Here is a 24,480-nt window from a genome sequence, read left to right as displayed (position 1 = left end):
AAGAAGAAAAATTTGCACTTGCCACTTGCAAACTCGCTTACTCGCCTACTTCTAAAAAACTATGTTAACAGAACTGTACATTCGTAATTTTGCCATTATTGATGAACTGCGGGTGAAGCTGCACAATGGATTCAACGTGCTGACGGGTGAAACCGGCGCGGGTAAATCGATCATTTTGGATGCGGTGACGCTGATGCTGGGCGGTCGTGCCGACACGACGTTGGTTCGTGCCGGGGCCAACGAAGCGTATGTGGAAGCAACCTTCAAGCTGTCGGAATCGCTCAAACAGGTGGTTGGGCCAATTTTGGAGGCGGAAGGCTTGGATGAGGAGCATGGCAATTCAGTTTTGCTCTCCCGCGAACTGCGCTTGAACGGCCGTAATATTTGTCGGGTGAACGGCCGTACCGTCAACCTGTCCGTGCTGCGCGATGTGGCCGAGCCGCTGATTGACATTCATGGACAGGGTGAGCATCTCTCCCTGCTGCAGCCCCGCTCCCATTTACCTTTGCTGGATTCTTACGCAGGGGTGCAGGCCGAGCGGGCCACATTGGCCAAAGAGATCACCGCTCTTTTGGAGGTTCAAAGCGAACTGGCCGATTTGCGCCAAAATGAGCGCATGCTGGCGCAACGCGCCGACATGCTGCGCTTCCAAGTTGAGGAAATTGAAGCAGCCCGGCTGGAAGCGGGCGAAGAAGAAGAGCTTCGCGCCGAGCGCACCCGATTGGCCAATGCCGAGCAGCTTCTGCGGGCTGCGTCTGAGGCGGTGAATTTACTTACGGGCATGGATGATGAGTCGCAAGCTGCCGCCGACATGCTGGGGCAGGTGGAACGGTCATTGGTGCAGCTGACCCGCTACGACGAGACGCAAGGGCCGCTGCTGGAGCGGCTGCAAGGGCTCATCTACCAATTAAGCGAAGTTTCTTCTGAGCTACAAAGTTATTTGGATGAGGTGGAGTTTAACCCCAAGCGGCTGGATTTTGTGGAGGAGCGGCTGGAGTTGATTAACCAGCTCAAGCGCAAATATGGTGAGGATATTACGGCCGTTTTAGCCATGCGGGATCGTGCCAAAACTGAGCTGGCACGCATTGATAACAGCGAAGAGCGCATTGCCGAGCTTGCCAAAACGGAAGATGCCTACCTGCGACGCTGTGGCGAAATCGCGCTGGCGCTCTCTAAAAAGCGACGAGCAGCCGCTGAAAAGTTAGCAACGGCCGTTGTCACCCAGCTTACCGATTTGCAAATGGACGGAGCCAAGTTCGAGGTGCAGTTTGAAAGTTCCCCACAAGCCGATGGCCTCTACGTGGAAAATGAGCGCCTCGCCTTTGATAAAACTGGCTTTGACCGGGCAGAATTCCTCATCTCTACCAACCCCGGCGAGCCGCTCAAGCCAATGGCTAAAGTCGCCAGCGGTGGTGAAACCGCGCGGCTCATGCTGGCTCTGAAAACGGCGCTAGCTCAAGTAGACAAAACGCCCACGCTCATCTTTGACGAGATTGACCAGGGCATTGGTGGCCGCGTGGGGGATGTGGTGGGTCGCAAGCTGTGGGGGCTGACGGCCGTTGCCGACCACCAGGTCATTGTCGTGACCCATTTGCCCCAGTTGGCGGGTTACGGGGACGTGCATTTTCACGTCAGCAAAGCCCAGGCAGACGGCCGTACCACCACCCGCATCCACACGCTGGAGGGAGACGGCCGTATTCAAGAGTTGGCTGCCATGCTCGGCACACAAGGTGAACACGCCCGTGGCGGTGCGGAATCTATTTTGAAAATAGCGACTGGGGCGAAAACGGCCGTAAAGCAAAGTAACTGAGTAATTGGGTAATTTCCTACAACAATTGTTAAGGGATTTCAAATATGAGAATTTTATCTAGAGCTTCTCTGAGTCAATACTTAATGATTGGCGGAATTTTTGGTATCGTTGCTGGACTGATACATTTGTTTTCGGGTTTAACATCAGAATTTACTCCGATAATTATTGGGGACATGGTTTTTAATACCTTACTTGGTTTACTTTCGCTTTTGGCGGCATGGTTGTTAAAAAACGGCAAGCAGATTGTTTTGCTTGTCATTGCAGTGGAAATGATCGGTGCTATTGTTTATGCCTTTGCAATGGGGCGTGGCGTCAATTATTTTGCGATTGTTATAGGGGCATTTCTTCTTTGGCAACTTTATGCACTGAAAAATCAAGGTGAGTTGACTTGAGATGGATCGTTAAAATCAAAGATTTTGCAGATGAAAAAGATTGAAAAATCTGCATAATCTGTTGATAAAAATTTCTCGATTACATAATTACCTCCCCTCAAACTTCTCCAAAATCACCTTTTTCATTGCCATTTCCAAAAGGCTGGGGAAAAGATGGCCTGCCAAGCCCATCAATTTGTTTTGTGCGCCGGGAATCAGCCGGGAGTTACCTCCCTGCTCAGCGCGGAAGATGGCTTCTGCAAGCGTTTCGGGGAGCATACGGCCGTCTTCGCGGCTGTTGTCTGGGCTGTAGCGGCGAGCGTGGGCGGTACGGACGGGGCCAGGGAACACAGTGAGGCAATTGTCGCCTCGCCAGGCAGCCCGTAAGCTGCGGGCATAATTGGCCAAGCCATCCTTGCTGGCGGCGTATACCGCCGCCCCTGGATAGCTGGCAAAGTAAGACAGCGACGACAAAAAGACGAAACTGGCGTCTGGCGTGAGCCAATCTTGCCGAAACAGTTCGGCCGTGAGCCAAAGCGGGGCGTGCAGGTTTAGGTGCAGCATAGCTTGTTGTTTTTTGAGCGGAATTGTTTCAAATTTGCCAACGGCGTTAATGCCCGCATTGTGAATGACGCAGTTGAAAGGCGCAAAATCAACCAGTTGGGGCAGAATTTCAGCCAGGTTTGCACGATTGCTCAAATCGCCAATGACAAAATGGACTTTGCCGCCCAACGCTTCGACGTCGGCGTGGGTTTGGGCTGCTTTGTTGCCGTCAATGTCCAGCCCGACGATACGGTAGCCCGCCTGGGCATAGCGCAGTGCCAACGCCCGGCCAATGCCGTCAGCCGCGCCGGTGATGAGGCAAGTTGACGGGCTATTCCGCCAGGATTGGCTGCTGAGTTGGGGAGCACTTTTTTGCAGGGTGGGATCGAGGAGGGGACGGCCGTTCCTCCCCACAAACCGCAACAATTTATTGCCAAAACCGATGGTCGCAGACGGCCGCTTGCTTTCGATTGCTTGCACGATTTTGCTGGCAACCGTTTCTGCTGAGGGGAACTTTTCCCAGTTCATCTGCTCTTGGGTCAGGCCGATTTTTTGGTGCATGCCCGTGCGGGTAGCCCCTGGGCGGATGGTTTGCACCGTTACTTGGCTTTGCCACTCCACCCGCAGACTGCGGGCAAACCCTTCCAGCGCTGCTTTGCTGGCTCCGTAGACGGCATATTCTGGGGTGGGAACGGCCGTTGCTACCGAACTTACAAAAACCACCTGCCCACACGCTTTTTGCAGCCAGGGAAACAGCCGGTGGGTCAATGCAATTGGGCTGTGCAGGTTGACGGTGAGCAGCTCATCAATTTGGTCGAGGGTTTGTTTTGCCAGCGAGCCAAAGTAGCCAGTTCCGGCATTGTGGATGAGCAAGTCGAGTGCGTTGATTTGTTGTGCTAGCAGCCAGCTAGCAACAGATTCGGCAGCAGTTGGTTGGGCGAGGTCTGCTTGGCAGTAGGTTTGTGGGGTGAAGAGCGGGTCGGTGAGTTGTGGGAACGGCCGTCCCCCCACCAAAATTAAGCGATGCCCCAATTTGGCGTATTGGCGTGCCATTGCCAGCCCAATACCATCTGTCGCGCCTGTAATCAAAACGGTTGCCAATGTTTTGCGCCTCCAGAAATCGGATTTTTATCTGGTAGCATTATATTTCCAAGTATAAAAATCCGATTTCTCTGCGAATAACTGCTTACTTATTCGCTTTGCAAGTTAGGCTCTGGCGGGATACTGATGATGGTTTCGCCTTGCAAAAAGTCAATGGCGGCTTGTAGCTGTGTGTCTTCTAACTCTTCACCTTCAACTGGTTCGGGCAGGGGGATGTAATAATCGGGCGTCAAGCCGATCTGATCAATGGAAGATTCTGCGGGGGTAAGCCACTCGGCAATGGTAACGCGCACGCCGCCGTCGTTGGACAAGGTATGCCACGTTTGCACCGTGCCTTTGCCAAAGGATACTTGCCCGATGATAATGCCCCGCCCCCGATCCTGAATGGCACCAGCCAGCACTTCAGAGGCACTGGCACTGCCTTCATCAATGAGCACTACCAGGGGAATGTGCTGGGCTAAACCGTCGTCGTCTACTTCAAACGGCCGTGTTTCACCGTCACCAAATCGCTCTACCAAAACGAGTCCGCCATCCAAAAATTGATCGGCAATGTCTACCGTCGTGTCTAAGGAGCCACCGGGGTTGCGCCGCAGGTCTAAAATTAGCCCGGTTGGGTTTTCTGCCAGCAATTCCGAGAGTAAATCATCTAACTCTTCGCCGGTGTTGTTGCCAAAGCGGCTTAAACGCACGTAGGCAATGCCTTCCTCCAAAACTTCACCCCGAACCGTTGCCAGTTTGATCACATCCCGCACGATGTCAATATTGAGCAGTTCGCCGTCTCGTTCTACGACCAAGCTTACCGTTGTGCCTGCCGGTCCTCGCACCAAGGCGGCGGCTTCGGTTACATCCATGCCGGTCAGCGGCACGCCATCGGATTCGCGCAAAATATCGCCGGGCTGGATGCCAGCTTCCTGAGCAGGGGAGCCATCAATGGGTGTAACGACGGTAATAGCCCCATCTACGTCTTGTACTTCTGCGCCGATGCCCTGGAATTCGCCATCCATAGATTCTTGTGCAGCTTGCTGGTCATCGGGGGACAGGTAGCGCGTATGCGGGTCATCCAGCGTGGCCAACATGCCGTCAATCGCACCTTCAATGAGAGCCGTGTCGTCTACAGGTTGGCGTAGATACCGTTCGTGAACCAGATCCCACACTTCCCAAAATGGGTCGAACTGGTCGCCACCCGTGGTGGTAGCGGCCGTTTCTCGAAAAAGTCGAATGGGGGCATTGGGTGATTGCCCAATGAGGTAGCCTGTGGAAAAAATGATGATTGCGCCAATAAAGGTGAAAAAGTAGCTGACGACGGTACGAGGGTTCATGAAAAGCTCCAATAATTTGAATTTTTACTGCTGAAGTGCTTATTATAAGATCATTTATTAAAGTGTGGTTGACGTAGGTTTAACACTGCCTGAACGATGAACGGCCGTTGTTTCCGTAGTTGGTTGCCCCCATGCTGTTTGATACAATATGAACATGTCCAACCAGCGGCTTCGCACGATTTATTCCATCTCATTGCTCCTTCTGGATGCGCTTATGGTGGCGGTTGCCTTTGTGTTGGCATACCAGGTGCGGGCGCAAATTGATTGGCCGGAGCCACTCGCTATAAATGTACCCCTGACGGCTTACACAGGTTTGCTTGTGGTCCAAGTTATCTCAGTGATTGCGGCTTTGTTTTTTTACCGCCTGTACTATATTCCTCGTGCTGTTTCCCGCGTGGATCAATTTTATTATGTGTTTGCGGCCGTTTCCATAGGCACTTTGGTTGCCGTCGCAGTTTCTACCTTTTTGTTCAAAAACGATCGGGTCATTTTAGATTATCCACGGGCGATGATCGTGTATGCCTGGATACTTGCCATCATTTTACTGTTGCTTGGCCGTCTCGTGCATCAGCTTCTGCGAACGGCGCTGCGAAACCGGGGCTGGGGCAAAGATCGTATGATTGTGGTGGGCACAGGCGACATGGCCCAGGCGGTGGTACAGCGCATTTTGCGGTCACCTTATTTGGGGTATGAACTGCTCGGTGTGGTTAACGGAGCAAAAAATGATACCGAGATCGGGGGCGTGCCGGTGCTTGGAACCCCGGAAGATTTGCCCACGCTTATCGAAGAAATGGCTCTCGATGAAGTCATCATTGCTATGCCAGAGAAGGGACACCGGGAAACCGTTCGGGTCATTTCTTACTGCGAACGTGGACGCGTTACCATCAAAATATTCCCCGATGTGTTCCAATTTGTTACCTCTCAGGCAAGCATTGATGAATTGGGTGGCCTGCCGCTGCTTTCGGTGCGGGATTATACGTTGCGGGGCTATCTGCTTATTTTCAAGCGGCTGATGGATTTTCTCGGATCGGCCGTTGGCTTGGTGCTGCTTTCGCCGCTGATGCTGCTCATTGCTATTGCCATCAAACTAGAATCGCCGGGGCCCGTTTTTTTTGTACAGGAACGGATGGGGCTGGATGCCAAGCCGTTCCGCATGATCAAATTCCGTTCCATGCGGCGAGATGCCGAGCGGGATGGGCCAGGCTGGACAACCGACAACGATCCCCGCCAAACGAAGCTAGGAACGTTTATTCGCAAAATTGAAGCAGATGAATTGCCCAACCTAATCAATGTGCTGCTAGGGGAAATGAGTTTGGTGGGACCCCGACCAGAGCAGGCCCATTATGTGGAACAGTTCCGTGAAACAGTGCCGCGCTATATGGATCGGCATCAGGAAAAAGGTGGCATGACGGGTTGGGCGCAGGTTAACGGCTTGCGGGGCGATACCTCTATTGCCGAACGCACCAAATATGATCTGTGGTACATGGAAAATTGGTCAATTTTGCTAGACATCAAAATAGTTTTGCGGACGCTGTGGCAAATTGTAGAGCGCAAAAGCCGAAAGGAGCCTCTGCCAGAACCGTTGCAGGAGATACGGCCGTCCGACACCCCCTCCGCCACTTCTCAAGATTAGCACTCTCTCCCTCGATCTAACATTGTTCTTATTTGACGCTCGCCAAGCGGCATGTTATGATATTTGAAGCACCCCTTTAGCACTCAATTAAAGAGAGTGCTAACAATTTCCAGAAACCAAAATGAGACTAGGGCTTGCACATTGCACCACTAGTCTCATTGTCCGTAAGGGCTAAGGCCAATTCCAAAAATAAATGTCCAGAATAGGCGATATTTTTGGAATTGGCTAGAGGCTTTTTCAGATCGAATTGGATCATTATTTATCTGAAAAAGCCCAACAAGACACAGCATGTTTGCAACGCTCACCGAACGACAAGAGAAAATTCTGGGGCTGGTTGTGCGTACTTACGTCGAAACCGGCCAGCCTGTTGGCTCTAAAACCCTGGTTAACCAGTATGAGCTGGGCGTTAGCTCGGCTACCGTTCGCAATGAGCTGGCCGCTCTGGATGAAATGGGCTACCTGGAACAGCTACATACGTCTGCCGGGCGCATTCCCACCGAGGTGGGGTACCGCTATTTTGTGCAAAAATTATTAGGCGAATTTCGCTTGCCGGTGCATGAGCAGCAGATGATTCGCCATCAGTTCCACCAGGCGCGTTTGGATATTGACCAGTGGATGCGGCTGGCAGCGGCTATTCTGGCCCGCACGTCGTTAGGTGCCAGCTTTGTTACCGCACCCCGCCCACGTTCTAACCGGTTTAAGCATTTGCAGCTCATTTCCACACAAGGGCGACTGGTGCTAATGATTTTGGTGCTGTACGGTGGCGAGGTGAAGCAGCAGATGTTGACGCTGGCGGAGCCAATTTCTCAGGCGCGTCTTAGCGCGGTGGCAGACAGGATGAATGCGCTGTTGGTAGATGCCAACTATGAGGAAGCGATTGCCCGCTTGGGTCATTTGGATGAATTGGAAGCTGATATAGCCAAGCTAACGCTCGATATTTTGCGCCGCTCAGACACACGCTCCATAACCGATATTTATCGGGATGGGTTGATGAACATTGTGGATGATGAGGGCACGCGCCAGGCGGTTCGTGTGCTGGAAGAGCGCACTTTGTTGGCCAACGTGCTGGCTGAGACGCAAACGTCTCAGGGTGGGGTACAAGTAGTGATTGGTGGCGACGGCCGTTGGGAAGAATTAAAAGATTGCTCCATCATTTTGTCCCGTTACGGCGTGGCTGACCAGTTTAGCGGTACGGTAGCTGTGATTGGGCCAACGCGAATGTCATACGGCCGTAACGTCGCTGCCGTGCAATATGTCGCCAACCTCATGAGCGGCTTTGTCTATGACTATTATTTAGAAGATCCCGAACGAAAAGAATCTGCATGAAGAGGTAAGAACCAGTGAGTGAAGAAAAAGTAGCAGAAGAGATTCAGGAGGATGCTGCCGAAGCTGAAGCGGTGGAAAATGGCCAAGCTGCGCCAGAATCTACCGAAAATGGTGAGGCTGAAGAGCAAGCTCCGCCAACAGTTGAGGAGCAGCTAGACGCTGCATTGGCAGAGGCGGCTGATTTCAAGGACCGTTGGATGCGGAGCCAGGCAGAGTTTGCCAATGCCCGTAAGCGGATGGAAAAGCAGCGTCTGGACACGTACACAAACGCCACGGCCAGCGTCATGGATAAGTTGCTGCCTATCGTAGATGATTTTGAGCGGGCAATGGAGAATTTGCCAGAAGAAATCAGCGAGAATAGCTGGCTAGAGGGCATTCAGCTTATGCAGCGTAAGCTGTTGAACACCCTGGAAAATTTTAATGTCATTGCTATTGAAGCACTTGGGGAGCCATTTGACCCGAATTTACATGAGGCAGTCACCCAAGAACCCACCGACGAGTTTGAGAGTGGGGCGGTGTGCCGCGTGTTGCAAACTGGATACAAAATTGGTGATCGTGTGATACGGCCGTCTCTCGTTGTCGTAGCCGCATAAAACTGCAAGAAGTTCAACTTTTAGAGAAAAGTTTAACTCCTTGGTTAGCAAAAATAGTAAGAAGGAATAATAAAAATGGGCAAAATAATTGGAATTGATTTAGGAACCACAAACTCAGTTGCGGCCGTTATGGAAGGCGGTGAACCAGTCGTCATCTCTAGCGCGGAAGGCGGCCGTACCTTTCCCTCCATCGTAGCGATTAACACCAAAACCGGGGAGCGTTTGGTGGGGCAGGTTGCCAAGCGGCAAGCTGTTGTAAACCCACTCAACACCGTTTTTTCTGTAAAGCGGTTTATGGGGCGCAAATATGATGATCCCGTCGTGCAAAAAGCGTTGAAATATGCACCCTACGAAGTTCGCAAAGCACCCAACGGCGACGTGCGCGTGGTGATGAACGAGCGTGAATATTCACCGCCAGAAGTTTCTGCGATGGTGCTGCAAAAAATTAAGGCCGATGCCGAAGCCTACCTGGGCCAGCCAGTCAGCCAGGCGGTCATTACCGTTCCGGCTTACTTTAACGACAGCCAACGGCAGGCCACCAAAGACGCGGGCAAGATTGCCGGTCTGGAAGTGTTACGCATTGTCAACGAGCCAACTGCTTCTTCCCTGGCCTATGGCCTGGGCAACGAGGCCGATGAGCTGATTGCCGTCTACGATTTGGGTGGTGGCACCTTCGATATTTCCATTTTGGAAGTAGGCGATGGCGTGTTTGAGGTGAAGTCTACGAATGGCGACACCTTCCTGGGTGGTGACGATTTTGACCAAAAGATAATTGATTGGGCGGCTGAGCAGTTCAAGATGGATCAGGGCATTGATTTGCGCGACGATCGCCAGGCGCTCCAGCGTTTGCGCGAGGCGGCCGAGAAAGCCAAGATTGAGCTGTCTACCACCATGCAAACCGAACTGAATTTGCCGTACATCACGGCTGATGCGTCTGGCCCCAAGCATTTGAACCTCACCTTATCACGCGCCAAGTTTGAGCAGCTGACCGACGAACTGGTGAAGCGTTCCATCGAGCCCTGCCGCCATGCTCTGAAAGATGCCGGTGTGTCCAAGAGTGACATTACGCAGGTGGTTTTGGTAGGCGGTATGACTCGCGTGCCAGCCATTCAGGAAGCTGTACGCCAATTCTTTGGCAAAGACCCGCACAAGGGCGTGAATCCTGATGAGGTGGTGGGCATTGGTGCCGCCATTCAGGCAGGTGTTTTGGGCGGTGATGTAAAAGACGTTTTGCTGCTGGACGTGACGCCGCTGACCTTGAGCATCGAGACGCTAGGTGGGGTGGCCACGCCGCTCATCGAGCGCAATACAACGATTCCAACCAAGAAGAGCCAGGTGTTCTCCACGGCTTCCGATAGCCAGACGCAGGTAGAAATTCATGTAACGCAGGGTGAACGGCAAATGGCGGCTGACAACAAGAGCCTGGGCAAGTTCATTTTGGATGGCATTCCACCCGCGCCACGCGGTGTGCCGCAAATTGAGGTGACGTTTGACATCAACGCCGACGGCATTTTGAATGTAACGGCCGCAGACAAAGCAACAGGTAAACAGCAGGCGATGCAGATCATCCCCTCCAGCGGCTTGTCAGACACTGAAATTGAAAAGATGGTGCAGGATGCTGAATCGCACGCAGCTGAGGATGAGGCCCGGCGACAAGAAGTGGAATCACGTAACAAGGCAGATTCGGCCGTTTACTCCGCGGAGAAGTTCTTAGTAGACAACGGTGAGCAGATTCCTGAGGCATCCAAGGCGGCGATTCAAAGCCAGGTAGACGCGGTGAAGGAAATTTTGCAGGGTGATGGGGATGCGGCGGCTTTGGAAACGGCCGTTACCAACCTGCAAAACGTCCTCAACGAAGCGGGCGCAGCCATGTACCAGCAGCAAGAAGGACAGCCTGATCCAGATGGCCCAGCCGCCAATGGTGGCGATCCCGCTGGCAGTAATGAAGATGATGAAGACGTCATCGAAGGCGAATTTAGCGACGCATAATTAAAGAGGCTGGAGACTAGAGATTGGCCAATCTCTAGTCTCCAGCCTCAAATCTTTAGGAGCCGTATGGCTACACAACGAGATTTTTACGATGTACTGGGCGTTGGGCGCAGTGCCTCGAAAGATGAAATCAAAAAATCGTACCGCAAACTGGCGCGACAATATCATCCTGACGTGAACAAAGAAGCAGGTGCAGAGGACAAATTCAAAGAAGTCCAGCGTGCCTATGAAGTGCTGTCGGATGAGAAAAAGCGGAATATGTACGATACGTATGGTCATGCCGGTGTCGAAAATGGTGCTGGCGGCTTTAGCGGTGGCTTTGAAGGCGGCTTCGGCAACATCGGCGACATCTTCGAAGAGCTATTTAACGCGGGCTTTGGTGGCAGTCGGCGACGGCGGCGTGGCCCCCGGCGCGGAGCTGATTTGCGGGCAGATTTGACCATCTCATTTCAAGAAGCTGTGTTCGGCGCGGATAAGGAAGTAGAAATTCGCCGTCCAGAAATTTGCTCTGTGTGTCACGGAAACGGCGCAAAACCGGGCAGCAGCCCCATTGCTTGCACTACCTGCAATGGCTCTGGCGAAGTGCGGCGGGTGCAGCAGTCAATCCTCGGCTCTTTTGTAAACGTTACGACTTGTTCTACCTGTCAGGGCACCGGGGAGCTTATTCCTGAGCCTTGCGACAATTGCCGCGGACAAAAGCAGGTGATGGAAGTTCGCAAGCTGAGTGTGAAAGTGCCGCCCGGTGTGGATAGCGATACCCAAATCCGCTTGACAGGGGAAGGTGGCCCTGGCCAGGGTGGTGGCCCGCCCGGAAATCTGTTTGTGGTGATAGACGTGAAGCCCCATGAATTTTTCAAGCGGCGGGGCGAAGATATTTACCTCGATTTACACATCAATGTGGCGCAAGCGGCACTGGGTGACAGCATTATGGTACCGACGCTGGATGGCGAGGAGCCACTAGATATTCCGGCCGGGACGCAGCCCGGCAAAGTGTTCCGTATGCGGGGCAAAGGTGTGCCGCGACTGGATCGGTCTGGGCGAGGTGCGCCAATGGGGCGGGGCGACCAGCATGTGCTGATCCAGGTGGCCGTGCCTACCAAGCTGACTGAGGAGCAGGAAGAACTATTCATGCAGCTTTCTCGCACGCTGGGCAAGGAAGTGGTGCCGCGTGGGGATCGAGGCATTTGGGATCAGCTTCGCAATGCGTTGGGTTTTTAGCTAAATGAGTGCTGCTTACTGGCTTGAAGTCAGTGTTATAACTGATGGGGAAGGAGCCGAGGCGGTAGCGGAAGCGTTACGGCCGTTTGCCTTCAACGACGGCGTGGTGCTGGAGCAGTTGGGTGATGAGTCAAACCCGGTGCATGATGCTTTGGAAACGGCCGTTACCGTCAAAATCTATCTACCAGAAACAGAAGATACGCCACAACGTCGCCAGCGCATCGAAGAGATTATCTACCATATGGGTCGCCTGTACCCAATTCCTCCACCAACATTTCGCCAGCTAAAAGATGAAGATTGGGCCAACGCCTGGAAAGAACATTATCGTCCATTTCGCATAGGCAAGAAAGTGTGGATTCAGCCAAGCTGGATTGAAGCAGAACAGCAAGCTTACGATGACGATTTTGCCAAGCGAGAAGATGTGGTCTTGGTGCTTGATCCGGGCATGGCTTTTGGTACCGGGCTGCACCCTACCACACAAATGTGCTTGCAGGCTTTGGAAAAAGTTATCCAGCCGGATCACACTGTGCTGGATGTGGGCATGGGGTCTGGCATTTTGGCGATTGCGGCCGTTAAATTGGGAGCAGGGCAGGTGCGTGCCTTCGACATGGACCCGCTGGCGGTGAAAACAACGCAAAGCAATGCCGCTCAGAATGGCATCCATAGCATCAACATTCACCAGGGTGTTTTGGCTGATGTGCCACTAACAAAATGGGACGTTGTGGTTGTCAATATTTTGGCGCATGTGATTGTTTCGCTGATTGAGAATGATCGTTTGCTGGAGTATGTGGCACCAGATGGCAAGTTAATTTTAAGCGGAATTATTGAGGAGCAGTTGGGGACGGTGGAAACGGCCGTAGCCCAAGCAGGCGGCCAAATCATCGAAAAAATCCAGGTGCGAGACTGGGTTTGCCTTACTGTAACTCTCACAACCTAAAAACGCCTCGGCATTGCCGAGGCGCTCCATATTTATTATTGTTCGGAAAAACTGAAAGCGATTAACGAGCCCGATTGCGGTGGTACCGGTAGGTAATCCGCCCTCGATCAAGATCGTACGGGGTCATTTCAACGCGCACACGGTCACCTAACAAAATGCGAATGTAATATTTACGCATTCTGCCGGAAAGGTACGCCAGCACCTTATGCCCGTTATCCAATTCAACTGTAAATTGGGTGTTGGGGAGCAACTCAGTGACTGTTCCTTCTACTTCCAGTTTGTCGTCTTTAGCCATAAAATTCCTTCTCTTGGCAAATCGTTTGCAGATTTACCAGACTGTTGCGTTAGCTCTTGTGGCTAACTTTCATCTTCATTTTCTTCTGTTTGCTCAGCTTCTTCAGCTTCTGCTGATTCTTCAGGTTCTGATTCGGCCGTTTCGGCTTCTTCTTCACTATTGTCTAAATCACTACTTTCTTCAGCCGGTTCAGCAGTTTCTGCTTCTGGCTCTTCTGATTCAGCTTCGACCGTTTCGGTTGCTTCCCCACTGTTTTCCTCAGTTGGTTCAGCAGCTTCTGCAACTGGTTCTTCAGCTTCAGCTTCAGGTTCGTCCGCTTCTTCAGCTTCTTCTGCCTCACGCATGGCCATCCACTCAATTTGTTCGCTAGCGCTCACCTGTCGTAAGCTCAAGCCAATCCGTTGCCGATTCGGGTCAATACTCACGATTCGCAGCAAGTGTGTTTCGCCTTCGTTAACAACCTCGCTTGCGCTATCTACTTGGCTGCGAGAAAGTTGCGATACGTGCAACAACCCTTCCACACCAGGCTCAATTTCAGCAAAAGCACCATAATCCACGATGCGTGTAATAGTTCCTTCTACCAACTGATTCTCATGATAACGCTGTTCCACTGTGCTCCACGGATTTTCTAGCAACCGCTTGCGACTCAGGCTGATCCGCTGTGAATCTGCATTGATATTGAGCACATACACTTCAATCTCATCCCCAACCTTTACGACTTCCCGCGGATGGGCAATACGATACCAGGCTAGTTCAGAGATATGAACCAAGCCATCGGCCCCGCCTAAATCCACAAAAATACCAAAATCGCGGAGACCACTGACACGCCCCGTTAAAACATCTCCTTCATTGAGGTCTTTAAGAAGCTCTTTCTTACGTTGGTCTTCCCACTCTTTTTGGGCATCCCGCTGAGAAAAGACCAACCGCCGCCGCCGGCGATCCACTTCGATGACCTTCACGGGGATTTTTTCGCCGCGCAATTTTGCCAATTTTTGCTGCCGTTGCCGGTCGTTTAGACCGCGTGATAACTCGCTGAGATGTGATGCTGGAACGAAGCCTCGCAAACGGCCGAATGGAATAATCGCGCCACCTTTATTGTAGCCAATTACTTCCCCTTCCACAATGTCGCCGCTTTCCATCAGCGCTTCAGCATCAATCCAGTCTTGGTTAAGCTGTGCCAAATGGATGGACACCAACAGGCTGTCTGGGGCATCTGTGTTGGTTACGTAGATGGAAATTTCATCATTGATTTGCAAGGCTTCACGTTCTTCTGGTTCTAGCTTGCTCAAATCGGAAGAAGGTACCAGACCATCACGCTTCAAGCCCAAATCTACAATGACACCCTGAGGGGTAATGGCAACAATGATGCCCTTGCGAATGTCACCAACCTGCGGTTCTTCGTAATCGTGTTGGTCTAGAAATTCTTCCATAAAATTTGATTCTTCATTGCTCATACGAGTTTCATCTCTTCAAATAAGGATTTTGGTCATTATAAACAAAAAATCGGCCTAAGCGCAATTTTCTGCGAGGCATAGGCCGATCAAAATTCTCTATTCAAAATGTCGTTTACGACGCGTTATTCATGGATTGGTCTGCCGAGAAAAATGCAGAGCCTTTGACGAAATACGTACAGGTGAGCCACCACGTTTGATCCTTTTTTGACTCGATACGCACTCTACAGAATGTGCAATTGTAAAGCGACCTAATTCAGAAAAATCAGCCAATATACCCAGAAACGAGATTATAGCGGTTAGGGGTAGGGTTGTCAATTAGGTGACGACTGGGTGACACTCCTATTTTGCTCCCTTCGTTGGCAACTGGGTGAATGTTGGTAAGATTAAGTTGTGAGAAAAATCACGAAAGCAAATTGAGGTTTTTATGACTGTTTTAGAAGCGATAGAAGTGACCAAGCAGTACAACATGGGCGAAGTGACGGTTGAGGCGTTACAGCGGGTCTCTTTTGTGGTGAGCAAGGGCGAATTTGTAGCGGTGATGGGGCCATCTGGCTCGGGGAAGAGCACATTGCTGCATTTGCTAGGGGGTCTAGATGAACCGTCATCAGGAGAGATTGCGCTAGCGGGGCATACGATCACACATCTCTCGGATGATGAGGTGACGGTGGTGCGGCGGCGGAAGGTGGGCTTTATTTTTCAGTTTTACAACTTGGTACCTACGCTTACGGCCGCAGAAAATGTTGGTTTGCCGCTGCTTATTGATGGTCAGCGAATTGAAAAGTATCGGGAGAAAATTGACAATTTATTGAAGATGGTAGGTTTGGGTGATCGGCTGGATCACAAACCTGACCAGATGAGTGGCGGGCAGCAGCAGCGGGTAGCCATTGCGCGCGCCTTTGTGAATGATCCGGAGATTGTGCTGGCTGATGAGCCAACGGGCAACCTGGATTCCAAATCTGGCACGGCAATTTTGGAGCTTCTGCGTAAAAGTGCCGAAGACTTGGGACAGACAATTGTAATGGTGACGCACGATCCACGGGCAGCGAGTTATGCGGATAGAGTGGTGTTTTTGAAAGACGGCCGTATCGTACAAACTCTCTCCATCGAATCCAAATCGGGCGCAAGTGACGACATTCGCAACATTATGCGGGTAATGCGGGAGTTGGAATTGTAGAGATTAGAGACTGGAGACTGGTTTGGTCTCTAATTTCCAGTCTCCAATCTCCCTGTACGATTATGTTTCATTTGTTTGGATTTCAACTAAGCTTGCCCTGGTTGATGGTGCTTCGCAATTTGCGGGCGCGCTGGGTGCGGACGGTGTTAACGGCCGCAGGTATTGTGGTAGGTGTAGCAGCCATAGTGGCTGTGAATGCGACAAATAACAGCACCATTAACTCGATTAACCGTTTTTTTGATGAGGCGGCGGGCCAAAGTGATTTGGTGGTGCAAACGGCCGCTGCTGGGGAACGATTTGACGAATCTGTGCTAGCGACTGTACGACGGTATCCGGGTGTGGTGGCGGCGGCACCGGGCATTGTGGGGATCACTATCCCCGCGGATGAGGCGGATGGCTGGGAGGAGCAATATGGAGCAGGTGGCAACATCGTGCCAGGTACCAATTTTTGGCTGATGGGGCGAGATTTGGCTGCTGATGAGGGGATTCATACGTACAGTTTGGTAGACGGCCGTCTACTAAATTCTAACGAAACCGCCTACAACATGGTGCTCATTGAAGATTACGCGGAGGATAAAGGTATTGAAGTTGGGGAGGATTTTGCCATCCTCACGCCGACCAGTGGCGTCGTGGAACTGCGCGTGGTGGGGTTGATTGCCAAAGAGGAGATTGGTATTAGCAATGAGGGCGTGTTGGGGATTACGGCCGTTCCCGTTGTGCAAGAACTGTTTGGGGCCGCCAGCGACATTGACCAGATCGAACTGATTGTTGAAGACGAAATTAGCAGCAGCACGGCCGAACTGGACGCCTTCCGGGAGGCTTTGGCGACGCGGCTGGGGCCAGAATTTGAGGTGAAGCGGCCAGCCTCACGGGGCGAACTGGTCACCGACAGTTTGGCCAGCTACCAGCAGGGGCTAAACTTTTTTAGCGTAGTGAGTTTGTTTGTCGGTTCCTTCCTCATTTACAACGCCTTTGCCATGACGGTGGTTGAGCGCACCCGCGAAATTGGAATGCTGCGGGCGGTGGGTACCACGCAGCGGCAAATCATCAAAATTGTGCTGACAGAGGCATTGCTGCTGGGCATTGCAGGCTCGGTGCTTGGGGTGGGATTTGGCTTGCTGCTGGCGCGTGGCTTGGTGATCACGATGGGTAACTTTGCCGGGCAGACGGTGAATGAGGTAACGGCAACGCCGCAAAGTATGCTGCTTTCCATATTGGTTGGGGTGATTGTGACGCTGGTGGCAGCGACGATTCCAGCCTTGCAGGCAGCACGCATTTCTCCTTTGCAGGCACTGCGGGTGCAGGGAAACGTGGACGAACGTCGCTGGCTGATGCTAGGGTTAAAGTTTGGCCCGCTAACGGTTGCGGCAGCGATTTTAATTCTTTACTATGTGCCGTTCCGGCAGTCGGTGGCATTTTACATTGGCAGCGGCATGATTTTTGTGCTGTTGCTGGGGGCAACCCTCTGTATTCCTGTATTGGCAAATGGATTAGAGCGGGTGATACGGCCGTTCACAAACTTAATCTTCGGCAACGAGGGACGGTTAGGCAGCAGTAACATCAACCGCGCACGGGGGCGCACTGCCTTGACGGTGGCGGCGCTGATGGTTGGAATCAGCATGGTGGTGGGAATTAATGGCCTGACCAGCAGCTTTGAGCAGGACATTGAGCAGTGGCTAAACAGTGCCCTGGGCGGCGACCTGTTTGTACGTTCGCCACTGCCAATGCAGCCAGATTTAGAAGCACGACTATTGGCTTTGCCGGAGGTAACGGCCGTTACCGCATCACGCATTGTGGCTTCTCGACTTTTAACCAGTGACGGGGACGATGAGTTTGCCCTTTTTGTAGGCATTGACCCGGAAACGTACGAAACCGTGCGCGATTTACGCATTCAGGAAGGGCCAACTTTGCCAGAAATAATGACTCGGCTACAGCAAGGGGACGCGCTGTATGTTGGGGCAGATGTCGCCAATAAATTTGGTTTGGCAGTTGGGGAAGTGGTCACACTAGAAACGCGGCGCGGGCGGCGCGACTTTGAGATTATCGCCATCGTGATGGATTTTGGTGCAGGCGAAACACCCTCGGTGACGGGTTCGATGGGGGATATGCGCCGCTATTTTGGCGTAAACGACGTGAGCAGCTTCGCCGTTACCCTGGCCGACGGTGCCGAACTTGAACCGGTGGCTGATGTCATCGAAAACCAGCTAGGACGAGGGCAAAATTTATCGGTTGAGGGCAAAGCATCTTTTGAGGCGAAAATTAGAGAGATAACTTCTGAAGCATTTAGCTTGTTTGATGTGCTGGGGCTGATTGGTCTGGTCGTGGCGGCACTGGGCGTTATCAACACGATGCTGATGAATGTGCTGGAGCGCACCCGGGAGCTGGGCGGCTTACGCAGCCTGGGGATGAGCCGCCGGCAGGTGCGCCGCATGATTTTGGCGGAGGCGACGACAATGGGCTTCATCGGGGCGGTGTTTGGCGTGAGCTTTGGCGCGGTGCTGTCTGACGTGTTCATCATTGGCTTGCGCTCGATTGGGGGTTTTGTGATTGAGTCGCAGGTGCCAGTGGTGCCAATGATTTACAGTTTTTTCTTGGCGTATTTGGTGGCGATGCTGGCAGCGTGGTATCCGGCGGTGCGAGCCAGCCAAGTGAATATCATTTCGGCTATCAAAAACGAATAGCCTGGGATTTTAGCCCCAGGCTATTAAGATTAATGCCCAGGTTATGATGACTATGCTGTTTCCAAACCGAGAACAGATTCGTCGGAGACATCCTCTTCCTCAATCACCACATCTGGCAGCTCGGTTTCAATGTTGCGAATGCGCGGGTTGGTGAAAGCAGCGACGCTGGCAATCCACAGCACAACGGCCGAAATGAGAAAGAGCAGACCAATCCCACGCCCCGGCCCGATGCCAACGATCTGACCGATAACTCCTTCGGCCAGGGTGCCTCCTTCTCGCAAAAGCGGCTCGAAAACTTGATCTGCCAGTGGCCCGGCCAGCAAAAAGGCCAGTGGCATCATTGAGCGGGAGATCATGCTGCGAATGGAAAAGACGCGCCCTTGTACTTCTGGCTCTACCTTGCTCTGGAAAATGGCTTGGCTGATGCCGGAGCCAAACGGCACGCTAAACATCAGCACAAACATGCCCACGGCGACGATCCATACAGTAGATTGCAGCCCAGCAATAAAGAGACCGAGTGCAGCCAACATGATGAAGCCGATAACGGCCGTAATTCGTCGTTCGGGGCCACCCCAGGCACTCATGGCAATGCTGCCAATCAACATGCCCAAGCCGCCAACCATCTGTACCGTACCCAAACCCGCGGCCGTCCCAAATGACAAAATCATTGGGCCCAGCAAAACGGCCGAAAAGTTCAAGAAGAAGTTTACCAGCGCAAAGAAAAACAGCAGTCCTAGCAAACCACCTTTATCCCGTAAATAGCGCCAGCCAAACGATGCTTCTTGCCATAAGGATTGTTTAGCTTTTTCGGCCTCATCTTGCTCGCTCTTTTTGGGTTGCGGAATGTGAACCAACAGCAAGGTTCCTACAGCGAACAAAAAAGTAACAAAGTCAATTAGAATGATGCCGTTGAGCCCAATTGCTACAAACAGAATGCCGGCCAGCAGCGGCGCTAAGAGCATTTGCACTGCTTGGCCCATTTGCATGAGGCCGTTGGCGCGAGTTAAATCCTTTTTTGGAACCAGCATTGTTATGGAAGCGGAATAAGCTGGTTCTTGGAAGGCGGCCAGGGCTGAATGCAGCGCGGCGATGAGATAAATATGCCAAACGGCAAGCTGTCCCATCGTCAACAGCAGCAAAGCGCCCAGAGTGATGAGGGCGCTGCCGGTGTCGGCGGCAATCATTACCTGGCGGCGGTTCCAGCGATCCACCAGGGCACCAGCAAAAGGTGAAAGGAGGATTTGGGGAATGTTGGCAAACATGACAGTAAGGGCGAAAGGTGTGGCTGCGCCAGTCTGTTCAAAAATCCAGACGGCTAGTCCAAAGCCTGTAAGTCCAGAACCAATAATTGAGATGATCTGGCCTGCCCAGATTATGAAAAATGTTCGCATGGATTGAGGTGTATGTTTTACGGTCATGTTTTTGCCTTTAGGTAAAGTGTTCAGGTGACAGTCACTTTTTTCCAGAGGTGATGGCAACATCCAAGCCATTTTGAAGTGACTGTCACCTCTGGGGCCGAATGATTGCGCCTTTAGTTAACTCTCATGGTTTTCGTCTGGATAGTAGATTGAGGGATAGAAGGCGACGGTGAAGGCATAGTTTTGTTGGGATTCGGCCGTTTTTGCTGTTTCTTTCTCAGAGGAAAATTCTTTAAGTAGTTCATCCAGGCGAGCCATAAATTCATTAGCCCGGCTTTCGGAGATAACGGCGTTGTGCCGAGTTAGCATAAAGCGTCGCGGTTGTTCCGGTGCGCCTTGATCTAGGGCAAAAAGGCGGGCTTGCAGGCTGCGTAAAATATCATCTTTGGTGGCATCCATGATGCTGTTGAGCATGGTATTGATGGTGTCACGCCCAGTATCTGTGTGAAAGGTGAGTAGAGATTCGTCTAATTGGAAGGAGTTTGCTACTGCCCGGTAATATTTTTCTTGCATATTGGCCACCATGCGGGTTTCGACCACGGTGATAAAGCCAGCTTTTTCTAACATATTGACGTGGTAATACAGTTTGCTGGGGGCCAAACCCAATTTATCAGCGAGCTGTTTGACAGTAGCGGGTTGAAAGATCAGGATTTCAAGGATTTGAGTGCGGAGGGGGTCAGAGATAACTTTGAGCATCTCTAATTCTTCGATGATTAAAATATCTTTCGGTTGAAATTGTTCCATTGGGAACTTTTCCTCGTATGATGGGTGAAATTTTATCATTTAAATTATTTTTAATGATGGGAAATAATCTACCATGAAACGGCCGTAGCCGTCAACCCCAATTTTTTTGGACGATTAGTGTACGGGTTATGTTTTGCAGGTGGACAGGAATTAAACGGCCGTTACCACATTCCTCAACTCGCCCACACCTTCCACAATCGAAGTCAGCACGTCGCCGGGGCGCAAAAACTGGGGTGGGGTGCGAGCTGCGCCAACGCCGTCGGGGGTGCCGGTGGCGATGATGTCGCCAGGTAGCAGCGTCATGCCATTAGAGAGGTAGGCGATGGTGATGGGAATGTCGAAAATCATATTGCGGGTGTTGCTAGCCTGCTTTTCCTCGCCATTAACCAAGCAGCGGATTTCCAAATCGTGGGGGATGGGCAGCTCGTCGCGGGTGACAATCCACGGCCCCGTAGGGCAGCAGCCGTCTAAACTTTTGCCTTTGAAAAATTGCTTCCCCTGCCGCTGCAAATCGCGGGCGGTGACGTCGTTAAGCACCATGTAGCCAAAAACATACTCCATTGCCTGTTCAGCAGGAATGTTTTTGCCTTGCTTGCCGATAATGAGTGCTAGCTCCACTTCGTAATCCATTTTTTCAGAGAGTTGTGGATTGAAAGGGACGGGATCAGTGGGGCCGGAAACGGCCGTTGTCGCCTTTGTAAACACAACCGGATATTTGGGTAATTCTACTGGCTCGTCATTGGCTTTCTGCATTTCATGGGCGTGGTCGGCGTAATTTTTCCCCAGGCACATCACATTGCGCCGGGGCAGCAGCGGTGCAAGCAGTTTTACTTCGGATAACGGAAGGCGGCTGCTTCGGTTGGCATGTTGGGCAATCATCGCCATCCCTTCGTTACTGAGATTGATGACAGCCTGCATGGAAGGTGCCACGCCAGAGAGGTCAATCAGTTCATTGTCTACAACGAGGCCGATTTTGGGGGAACGGCCGTTCACTTCATAGCGGGCAAATTTCAAGGCAATCTCCTACAAAGCTAGCTTTCTGGGGCAGTAATTGTCCAGGTATGTTCGCAATTTTGGCAACGGTATTTGGTTTCCATGATCAGCTGAACATCCAACTTCATGCCCAGACCAATTATTTCATCTTGTTGTAGCTTTTTTAGCTGTTGCTCCAATTGGCGCACCTGCGTATTGTTGCATTGTGGGCAGCTAATTTTGGGCTTGCTTCGCTGCAAATATCCCACAAAAATGATGATGAGGGCGACAGCCGTAACAACGATGACAATTTCCATCATGTTCTCCTGAGATTGGTTCAATTTCAAAGATTGAACCAATCTTGCGCTAACGACGCCCAACGCGCTTGCCGATATCGCGGCCAACCCAAACCTCTTCCTTAAAGTTGGGGTCGCTAGCGGAGGCGACGAAGTAGGTAACACCCTGTACGGTCGGCCGTTTTTGTATTTCACGCCAGAAGTCTAGATATTGCTGCGCTTTGCGGTAGACGGGCGTGCCAGCCTTGTTGTTGCTCGCTTCTGTAATCCAGATGGGCTTGTAGCGGAAGCGGCTGATGTAGTCGTCCAGAACATCGAGAGCGCGGGACATGGGGTAGACGTTGGACCAGTAGGTGTGAATCCCTAGACCGTCGGCGGCTTCTACGGCGGCGCGACTGGCTTCTACAAATTGGATATGGTCTTGCTTAATGCCAGAAACGGCCGCTCCCGGCGATAATCCTGGATAGATAAATTTGCTGCCCGGCAACGCTTGTTTGTACAGGCGCAGCACCTCCAGCCACCACTGGGCAAAGGATGCACCATCGCTCCACGCGCCGGTTAGCCCTTCTGGCACCAGATTTGGTTCGTTGTGCAGCTCAATGACCACATCCTTGCCGGAGCCAATCATGTTGAGCGTGCGCTTCACGTCGTTAATGGTGTCGTTGAGGAATTGGCCGGGGCTGATGGTGCGTACCCCACCTTGCGAGCGGAAATCGAGGAAAGCACGCACCACCCAGCGAGCACGAGGATGGGCCTGGGATAGCTTTTGAACGGCCGTTGGCTCATGAAAAGAGAGCACTTTGATCATCCCTGGACGCATATCGGCAAACTCATCAATCTCTGCTTGAGAGATGCCCGGATCGGCCGAAGCATGTAGGCCAATGCTGGCGCTGCCCAGAATAGGAGGCTCTGGGTTTTGCACATTATCCGGCGGTGAAATCGTGTCTATGACAACCACGGGGCCAGTCACTTTATCCTGCAAAATGTTGTCGTCCACGCGCACGGGCGTGTACTCGCCCTGCGCCGCGCCGGTGACGATCATGCTGGCATTGCCGGGGACAAAGCCCACTTTTTTGGCATCCCGCCGGGGGGCGTTGCGTAGGTTGATGCCGTACTGTCCGGCAACGGCCGTATTCCCTGAAACCGTAATTGCAGCTGTAAATGCCCAGCCGGGCGTGGTATCCGCTGTGGGTTGGGGCGTAGGCGGCGGAGCTGGCGTATCGCCTGGCAGCGGGGTGGGCTGGGTGACGGGCGGCAGCGTGGCGGGAATATTACGCAAGCTGCTGCGCGAGACGTAAACAGGGGTGTATTCGCCACTGTTTTGGCCTGCCAATGTGCCAGTTGCCCCCTCCACAAACAGTCCCAATTTACTGCCACCGCGTACCGGGGCAGCGCGTAAATTGGTGCCGAAGCGACCGGATGTGACGGTACGGCCGTTAATCGTCAAATTATTTGTGTACGCCCAGCCCAAAATTGCGTCTGCTGGCGGAGGAGACGGCTGGGGGTCAGGCGTGGGTTGCGGAGCGGGCGGTGGGGTTGGTTGGGTTACATCATCGGGAATATTTATCGGGCCAGAAAAATCAATGCGGCGGGCGCGCACGGGCGTGTACTCCCCCTGCGACGAGCCAGTGACGGTGACTGTGCTGCCACCTTTTACCAGGCCAATATTGGTGGCCGTGCGCTGCGGCGCGGCTCGCAAATTGATGCCATATTGCCCCACAACCGCCTGGTTGCCACTGCGGGTGATATAATTGGTAAACGCCCAGCCGTCCACCTGATGTTCCGTGGCGGGTGGAGGTGGCCCTGGCGTGGGCGCAGGCGGCACGGGCGGATTGCTCAAAGAGACATTGGCCACTTGTACGGGTGTGTACTGCCCTTTGGCCGGCCCGGTCACGATAATAATAGTGCCGCCAGGAACCAAATCAATTAATTGCCCCACAATACTGGGGTTTTTCCGCAAATTGATGCCGCCGCTGTTTACCTGCGCCAAATCACCCACTACGATGATGCCGTTGGTGTAGGCATACCCATCGGTGTAGGGGCCAGCCGGACGCTGCCAGCCGAGGAGCGGTAGCAAAAATGGTGTCGGATCATAGATGTTGTACGGCCATTTGGTGCCGCTGTTGTCTGTGTAGCTGCTGTTTTGCCGCTTAAGCGTCAGGTGCAGGTGGGAGCCGAAGCTGTTGCCAGTGTTATCGGCCAAACCTAGCTGGTCGCCCGCCTTGACGGGCTGCCCCACGCGCACGTTGGCGCGCTGCATGTGGGCGTAGATGGTTTGCCAGCCGTCTTTGTGGTCTACGCGGACGTGGATGCCGTAATTGTGCCCGGTTGGCGACGTGTTGACCACACGCACGGTGCCGGGAGCAACGGCAAAAATTCTGCTGCCAGTAGGCGCCATTAAATCGAGACCTTCATGGCCAGGCAGCCCAAATTGGGCGTAATTTTGTGGGTTTTGTCCAAAATATTGGTTGATTTGGCGGAATTCGGTGGGCCACGCTTCAAATTTGAAATCGCTCATCGGAAACTCCTTTTCTGGACGGATTTCTCAGCAGGTGCGGCGAATTACCATTTATTGTACTAGTTTGTCATAAGTTGGTCTAGAGATG

General features: G+C 52.4%; 19 protein-coding genes. 10 read left to right on the top strand and 9 right to left on the bottom strand.

Annotation, left to right across the window (positions count from 1 at the left end; translation table 11 throughout):
• The first annotated feature begins 61 nt into the window (after positions 1-61).
• Positions 62-1,810 (top strand): DNA repair protein RecN, encoded by a 1,749-nt coding sequence (recN, locus tag ACOQPM_RS17905; RefSeq protein WP_420631630.1) that lies wholly within the window; start codon positions 62-64, stop codon positions 1,808-1,810.
• A gap of 44 nt (positions 1,811-1,854) precedes the next feature.
• Positions 1,855-2,202, top strand: coding sequence for a hypothetical protein (locus ACOQPM_RS17900; RefSeq protein ID WP_420631629.1), 348 nt, complete (start codon positions 1,855-1,857; stop codon positions 2,200-2,202).
• Between the two features lie 87 nt (positions 2,203-2,289).
• Here ACOQPM_RS17900 and ACOQPM_RS17895 read toward each other — a convergent pair whose 3' ends face one another.
• A complete protein-coding gene (locus ACOQPM_RS17895; RefSeq protein WP_420631628.1) occupies positions 2,290-3,825 on the bottom strand; it encodes an SDR family NAD(P)-dependent oxidoreductase in 1,536 nt (511 codons plus the stop codon).
• 89 nt (positions 3,826-3,914) lie between these two features.
• The gene (locus ACOQPM_RS17890; protein ID WP_420631627.1) at positions 3,915-5,144 is read right to left on the bottom strand and encodes a S41 family peptidase; all 1,230 of its coding nucleotides are present in this window, start codon (positions 5,142-5,144) and stop codon (positions 3,915-3,917) included.
• Positions 5,145-5,292: 148 nt separating this feature from the next.
• Here ACOQPM_RS17890 and ACOQPM_RS17885 point away from each other — a divergent pair, with 148 nt between their 5' ends.
• The 6 genes from ACOQPM_RS17885 (at position 5,293) to prmA (ending at position 12,840) form a co-directional block, all read left to right on the top strand.
• Positions 5,293-6,777 (top strand): undecaprenyl-phosphate glucose phosphotransferase, encoded by a 1,485-nt coding sequence (locus ACOQPM_RS17885; RefSeq protein WP_420631626.1) that lies wholly within the window; start codon positions 5,293-5,295, stop codon positions 6,775-6,777.
• Positions 6,778-7,065: 288 nt separating this feature from the next.
• A complete protein-coding gene (gene hrcA, locus ACOQPM_RS17880) occupies positions 7,066-8,103 on the top strand; it encodes a heat-inducible transcriptional repressor HrcA (protein ID WP_420631625.1) in 1,038 nt (345 codons plus the stop codon).
• 14 nt (positions 8,104-8,117) lie between these two features.
• Positions 8,118-8,696: a nucleotide exchange factor GrpE gene (gene grpE, locus ACOQPM_RS17875; RefSeq protein WP_420631624.1), complete on the top strand. Its 579-nt coding sequence runs from the start codon at positions 8,118-8,120 to the stop codon at positions 8,694-8,696.
• 75 nt (positions 8,697-8,771) lie between these two features.
• The gene (gene dnaK / locus ACOQPM_RS17870) at positions 8,772-10,685 is read left to right on the top strand and encodes a molecular chaperone DnaK (protein ID WP_420631623.1); all 1,914 of its coding nucleotides are present in this window, start codon (positions 8,772-8,774) and stop codon (positions 10,683-10,685) included.
• Positions 10,686-10,751: 66 nt separating this feature from the next.
• Positions 10,752-11,903 carry a molecular chaperone DnaJ gene (gene dnaJ, locus ACOQPM_RS17865; RefSeq protein WP_420631622.1) on the top strand — a complete coding sequence of 384 codons (1,152 nt, stop codon included), beginning with the start codon at positions 10,752-10,754 and terminating at the stop codon, positions 11,901-11,903.
• Between the two features lie 4 nt (positions 11,904-11,907).
• The gene (gene prmA, locus ACOQPM_RS17860) at positions 11,908-12,840 is read left to right on the top strand and encodes a 50S ribosomal protein L11 methyltransferase (protein WP_420631621.1); all 933 of its coding nucleotides are present in this window, start codon (positions 11,908-11,910) and stop codon (positions 12,838-12,840) included.
• A gap of 61 nt (positions 12,841-12,901) precedes the next feature.
• On the opposite strand, the gene infA is transcribed toward prmA, so the two are convergent.
• Both infA and ACOQPM_RS17850 read right to left on the bottom strand, forming a co-directional pair.
• The gene (gene infA / locus ACOQPM_RS17855; RefSeq protein ID WP_420631620.1) at positions 12,902-13,135 is read right to left on the bottom strand and encodes a translation initiation factor IF-1; all 234 of its coding nucleotides are present in this window, start codon (positions 13,133-13,135) and stop codon (positions 12,902-12,904) included.
• Between the two features lie 62 nt (positions 13,136-13,197).
• Positions 13,198-14,589, bottom strand: coding sequence for a 30S ribosomal protein S1 (locus ACOQPM_RS17850; RefSeq protein WP_420631619.1), 1,392 nt, complete (start codon positions 14,587-14,589; stop codon positions 13,198-13,200).
• Positions 14,590-15,013: 424 nt separating this feature from the next.
• Between ACOQPM_RS17850 and ACOQPM_RS17845 the strand changes: the two genes are divergently transcribed.
• Positions 15,014-15,763 carry an ABC transporter ATP-binding protein gene (locus tag ACOQPM_RS17845; protein ID WP_420631618.1) on the top strand — a complete coding sequence of 250 codons (750 nt, stop codon included), beginning with the start codon at positions 15,014-15,016 and terminating at the stop codon, positions 15,761-15,763.
• A 92-nt stretch (positions 15,764-15,855) separates the two neighbouring features.
• Positions 15,856-18,444 (top strand): ABC transporter permease, encoded by a 2,589-nt coding sequence (locus tag ACOQPM_RS17840; protein ID WP_420631617.1) that lies wholly within the window; start codon positions 15,856-15,858, stop codon positions 18,442-18,444.
• Between the two features lie 50 nt (positions 18,445-18,494).
• Here the strand turns inward: ACOQPM_RS17840 and ACOQPM_RS17835 are convergent, their stop codons facing one another.
• From ACOQPM_RS17835 to ACOQPM_RS17815, 5 genes are all read right to left on the bottom strand, one after another.
• On the bottom strand, positions 18,495-19,862 hold the full coding sequence (locus tag ACOQPM_RS17835) for an MFS transporter (protein WP_420631616.1): 1,368 nt from the start codon (positions 19,860-19,862) through the stop codon (positions 18,495-18,497).
• Positions 19,863-19,979: 117 nt separating this feature from the next.
• Entirely contained in the window at positions 19,980-20,606 is a 627-nt protein-coding gene (locus tag ACOQPM_RS17830) for a helix-turn-helix domain-containing protein (RefSeq protein WP_420631615.1), read from the bottom strand.
• Between the two features lie 150 nt (positions 20,607-20,756).
• Complete coding sequence (locus ACOQPM_RS17825) at positions 20,757-21,620, bottom strand: fumarylacetoacetate hydrolase family protein (RefSeq protein ID WP_420631614.1); 864 nt, start codon at positions 21,618-21,620, stop codon at positions 20,757-20,759.
• A gap of 17 nt (positions 21,621-21,637) precedes the next feature.
• The gene (locus ACOQPM_RS17820; protein WP_420631613.1) at positions 21,638-21,898 is read right to left on the bottom strand and encodes a hypothetical protein; all 261 of its coding nucleotides are present in this window, start codon (positions 21,896-21,898) and stop codon (positions 21,638-21,640) included.
• 46 nt (positions 21,899-21,944) lie between these two features.
• Positions 21,945-24,392, bottom strand: coding sequence for a peptidoglycan DD-metalloendopeptidase family protein (locus ACOQPM_RS17815; RefSeq protein ID WP_420631612.1), 2,448 nt, complete (start codon positions 24,390-24,392; stop codon positions 21,945-21,947).
• Between the last annotated feature and the right edge of the window lie 88 nt (positions 24,393-24,480).

The organism is Candidatus Leptofilum sp. (assembly GCF_965223525.1).
Lineage (GTDB): Bacteria > Chloroflexota > Anaerolineae > Promineifilales > Promineifilaceae > Leptofilum.
This window is presented reverse-complemented; position numbering and strand designations above follow the sequence as displayed.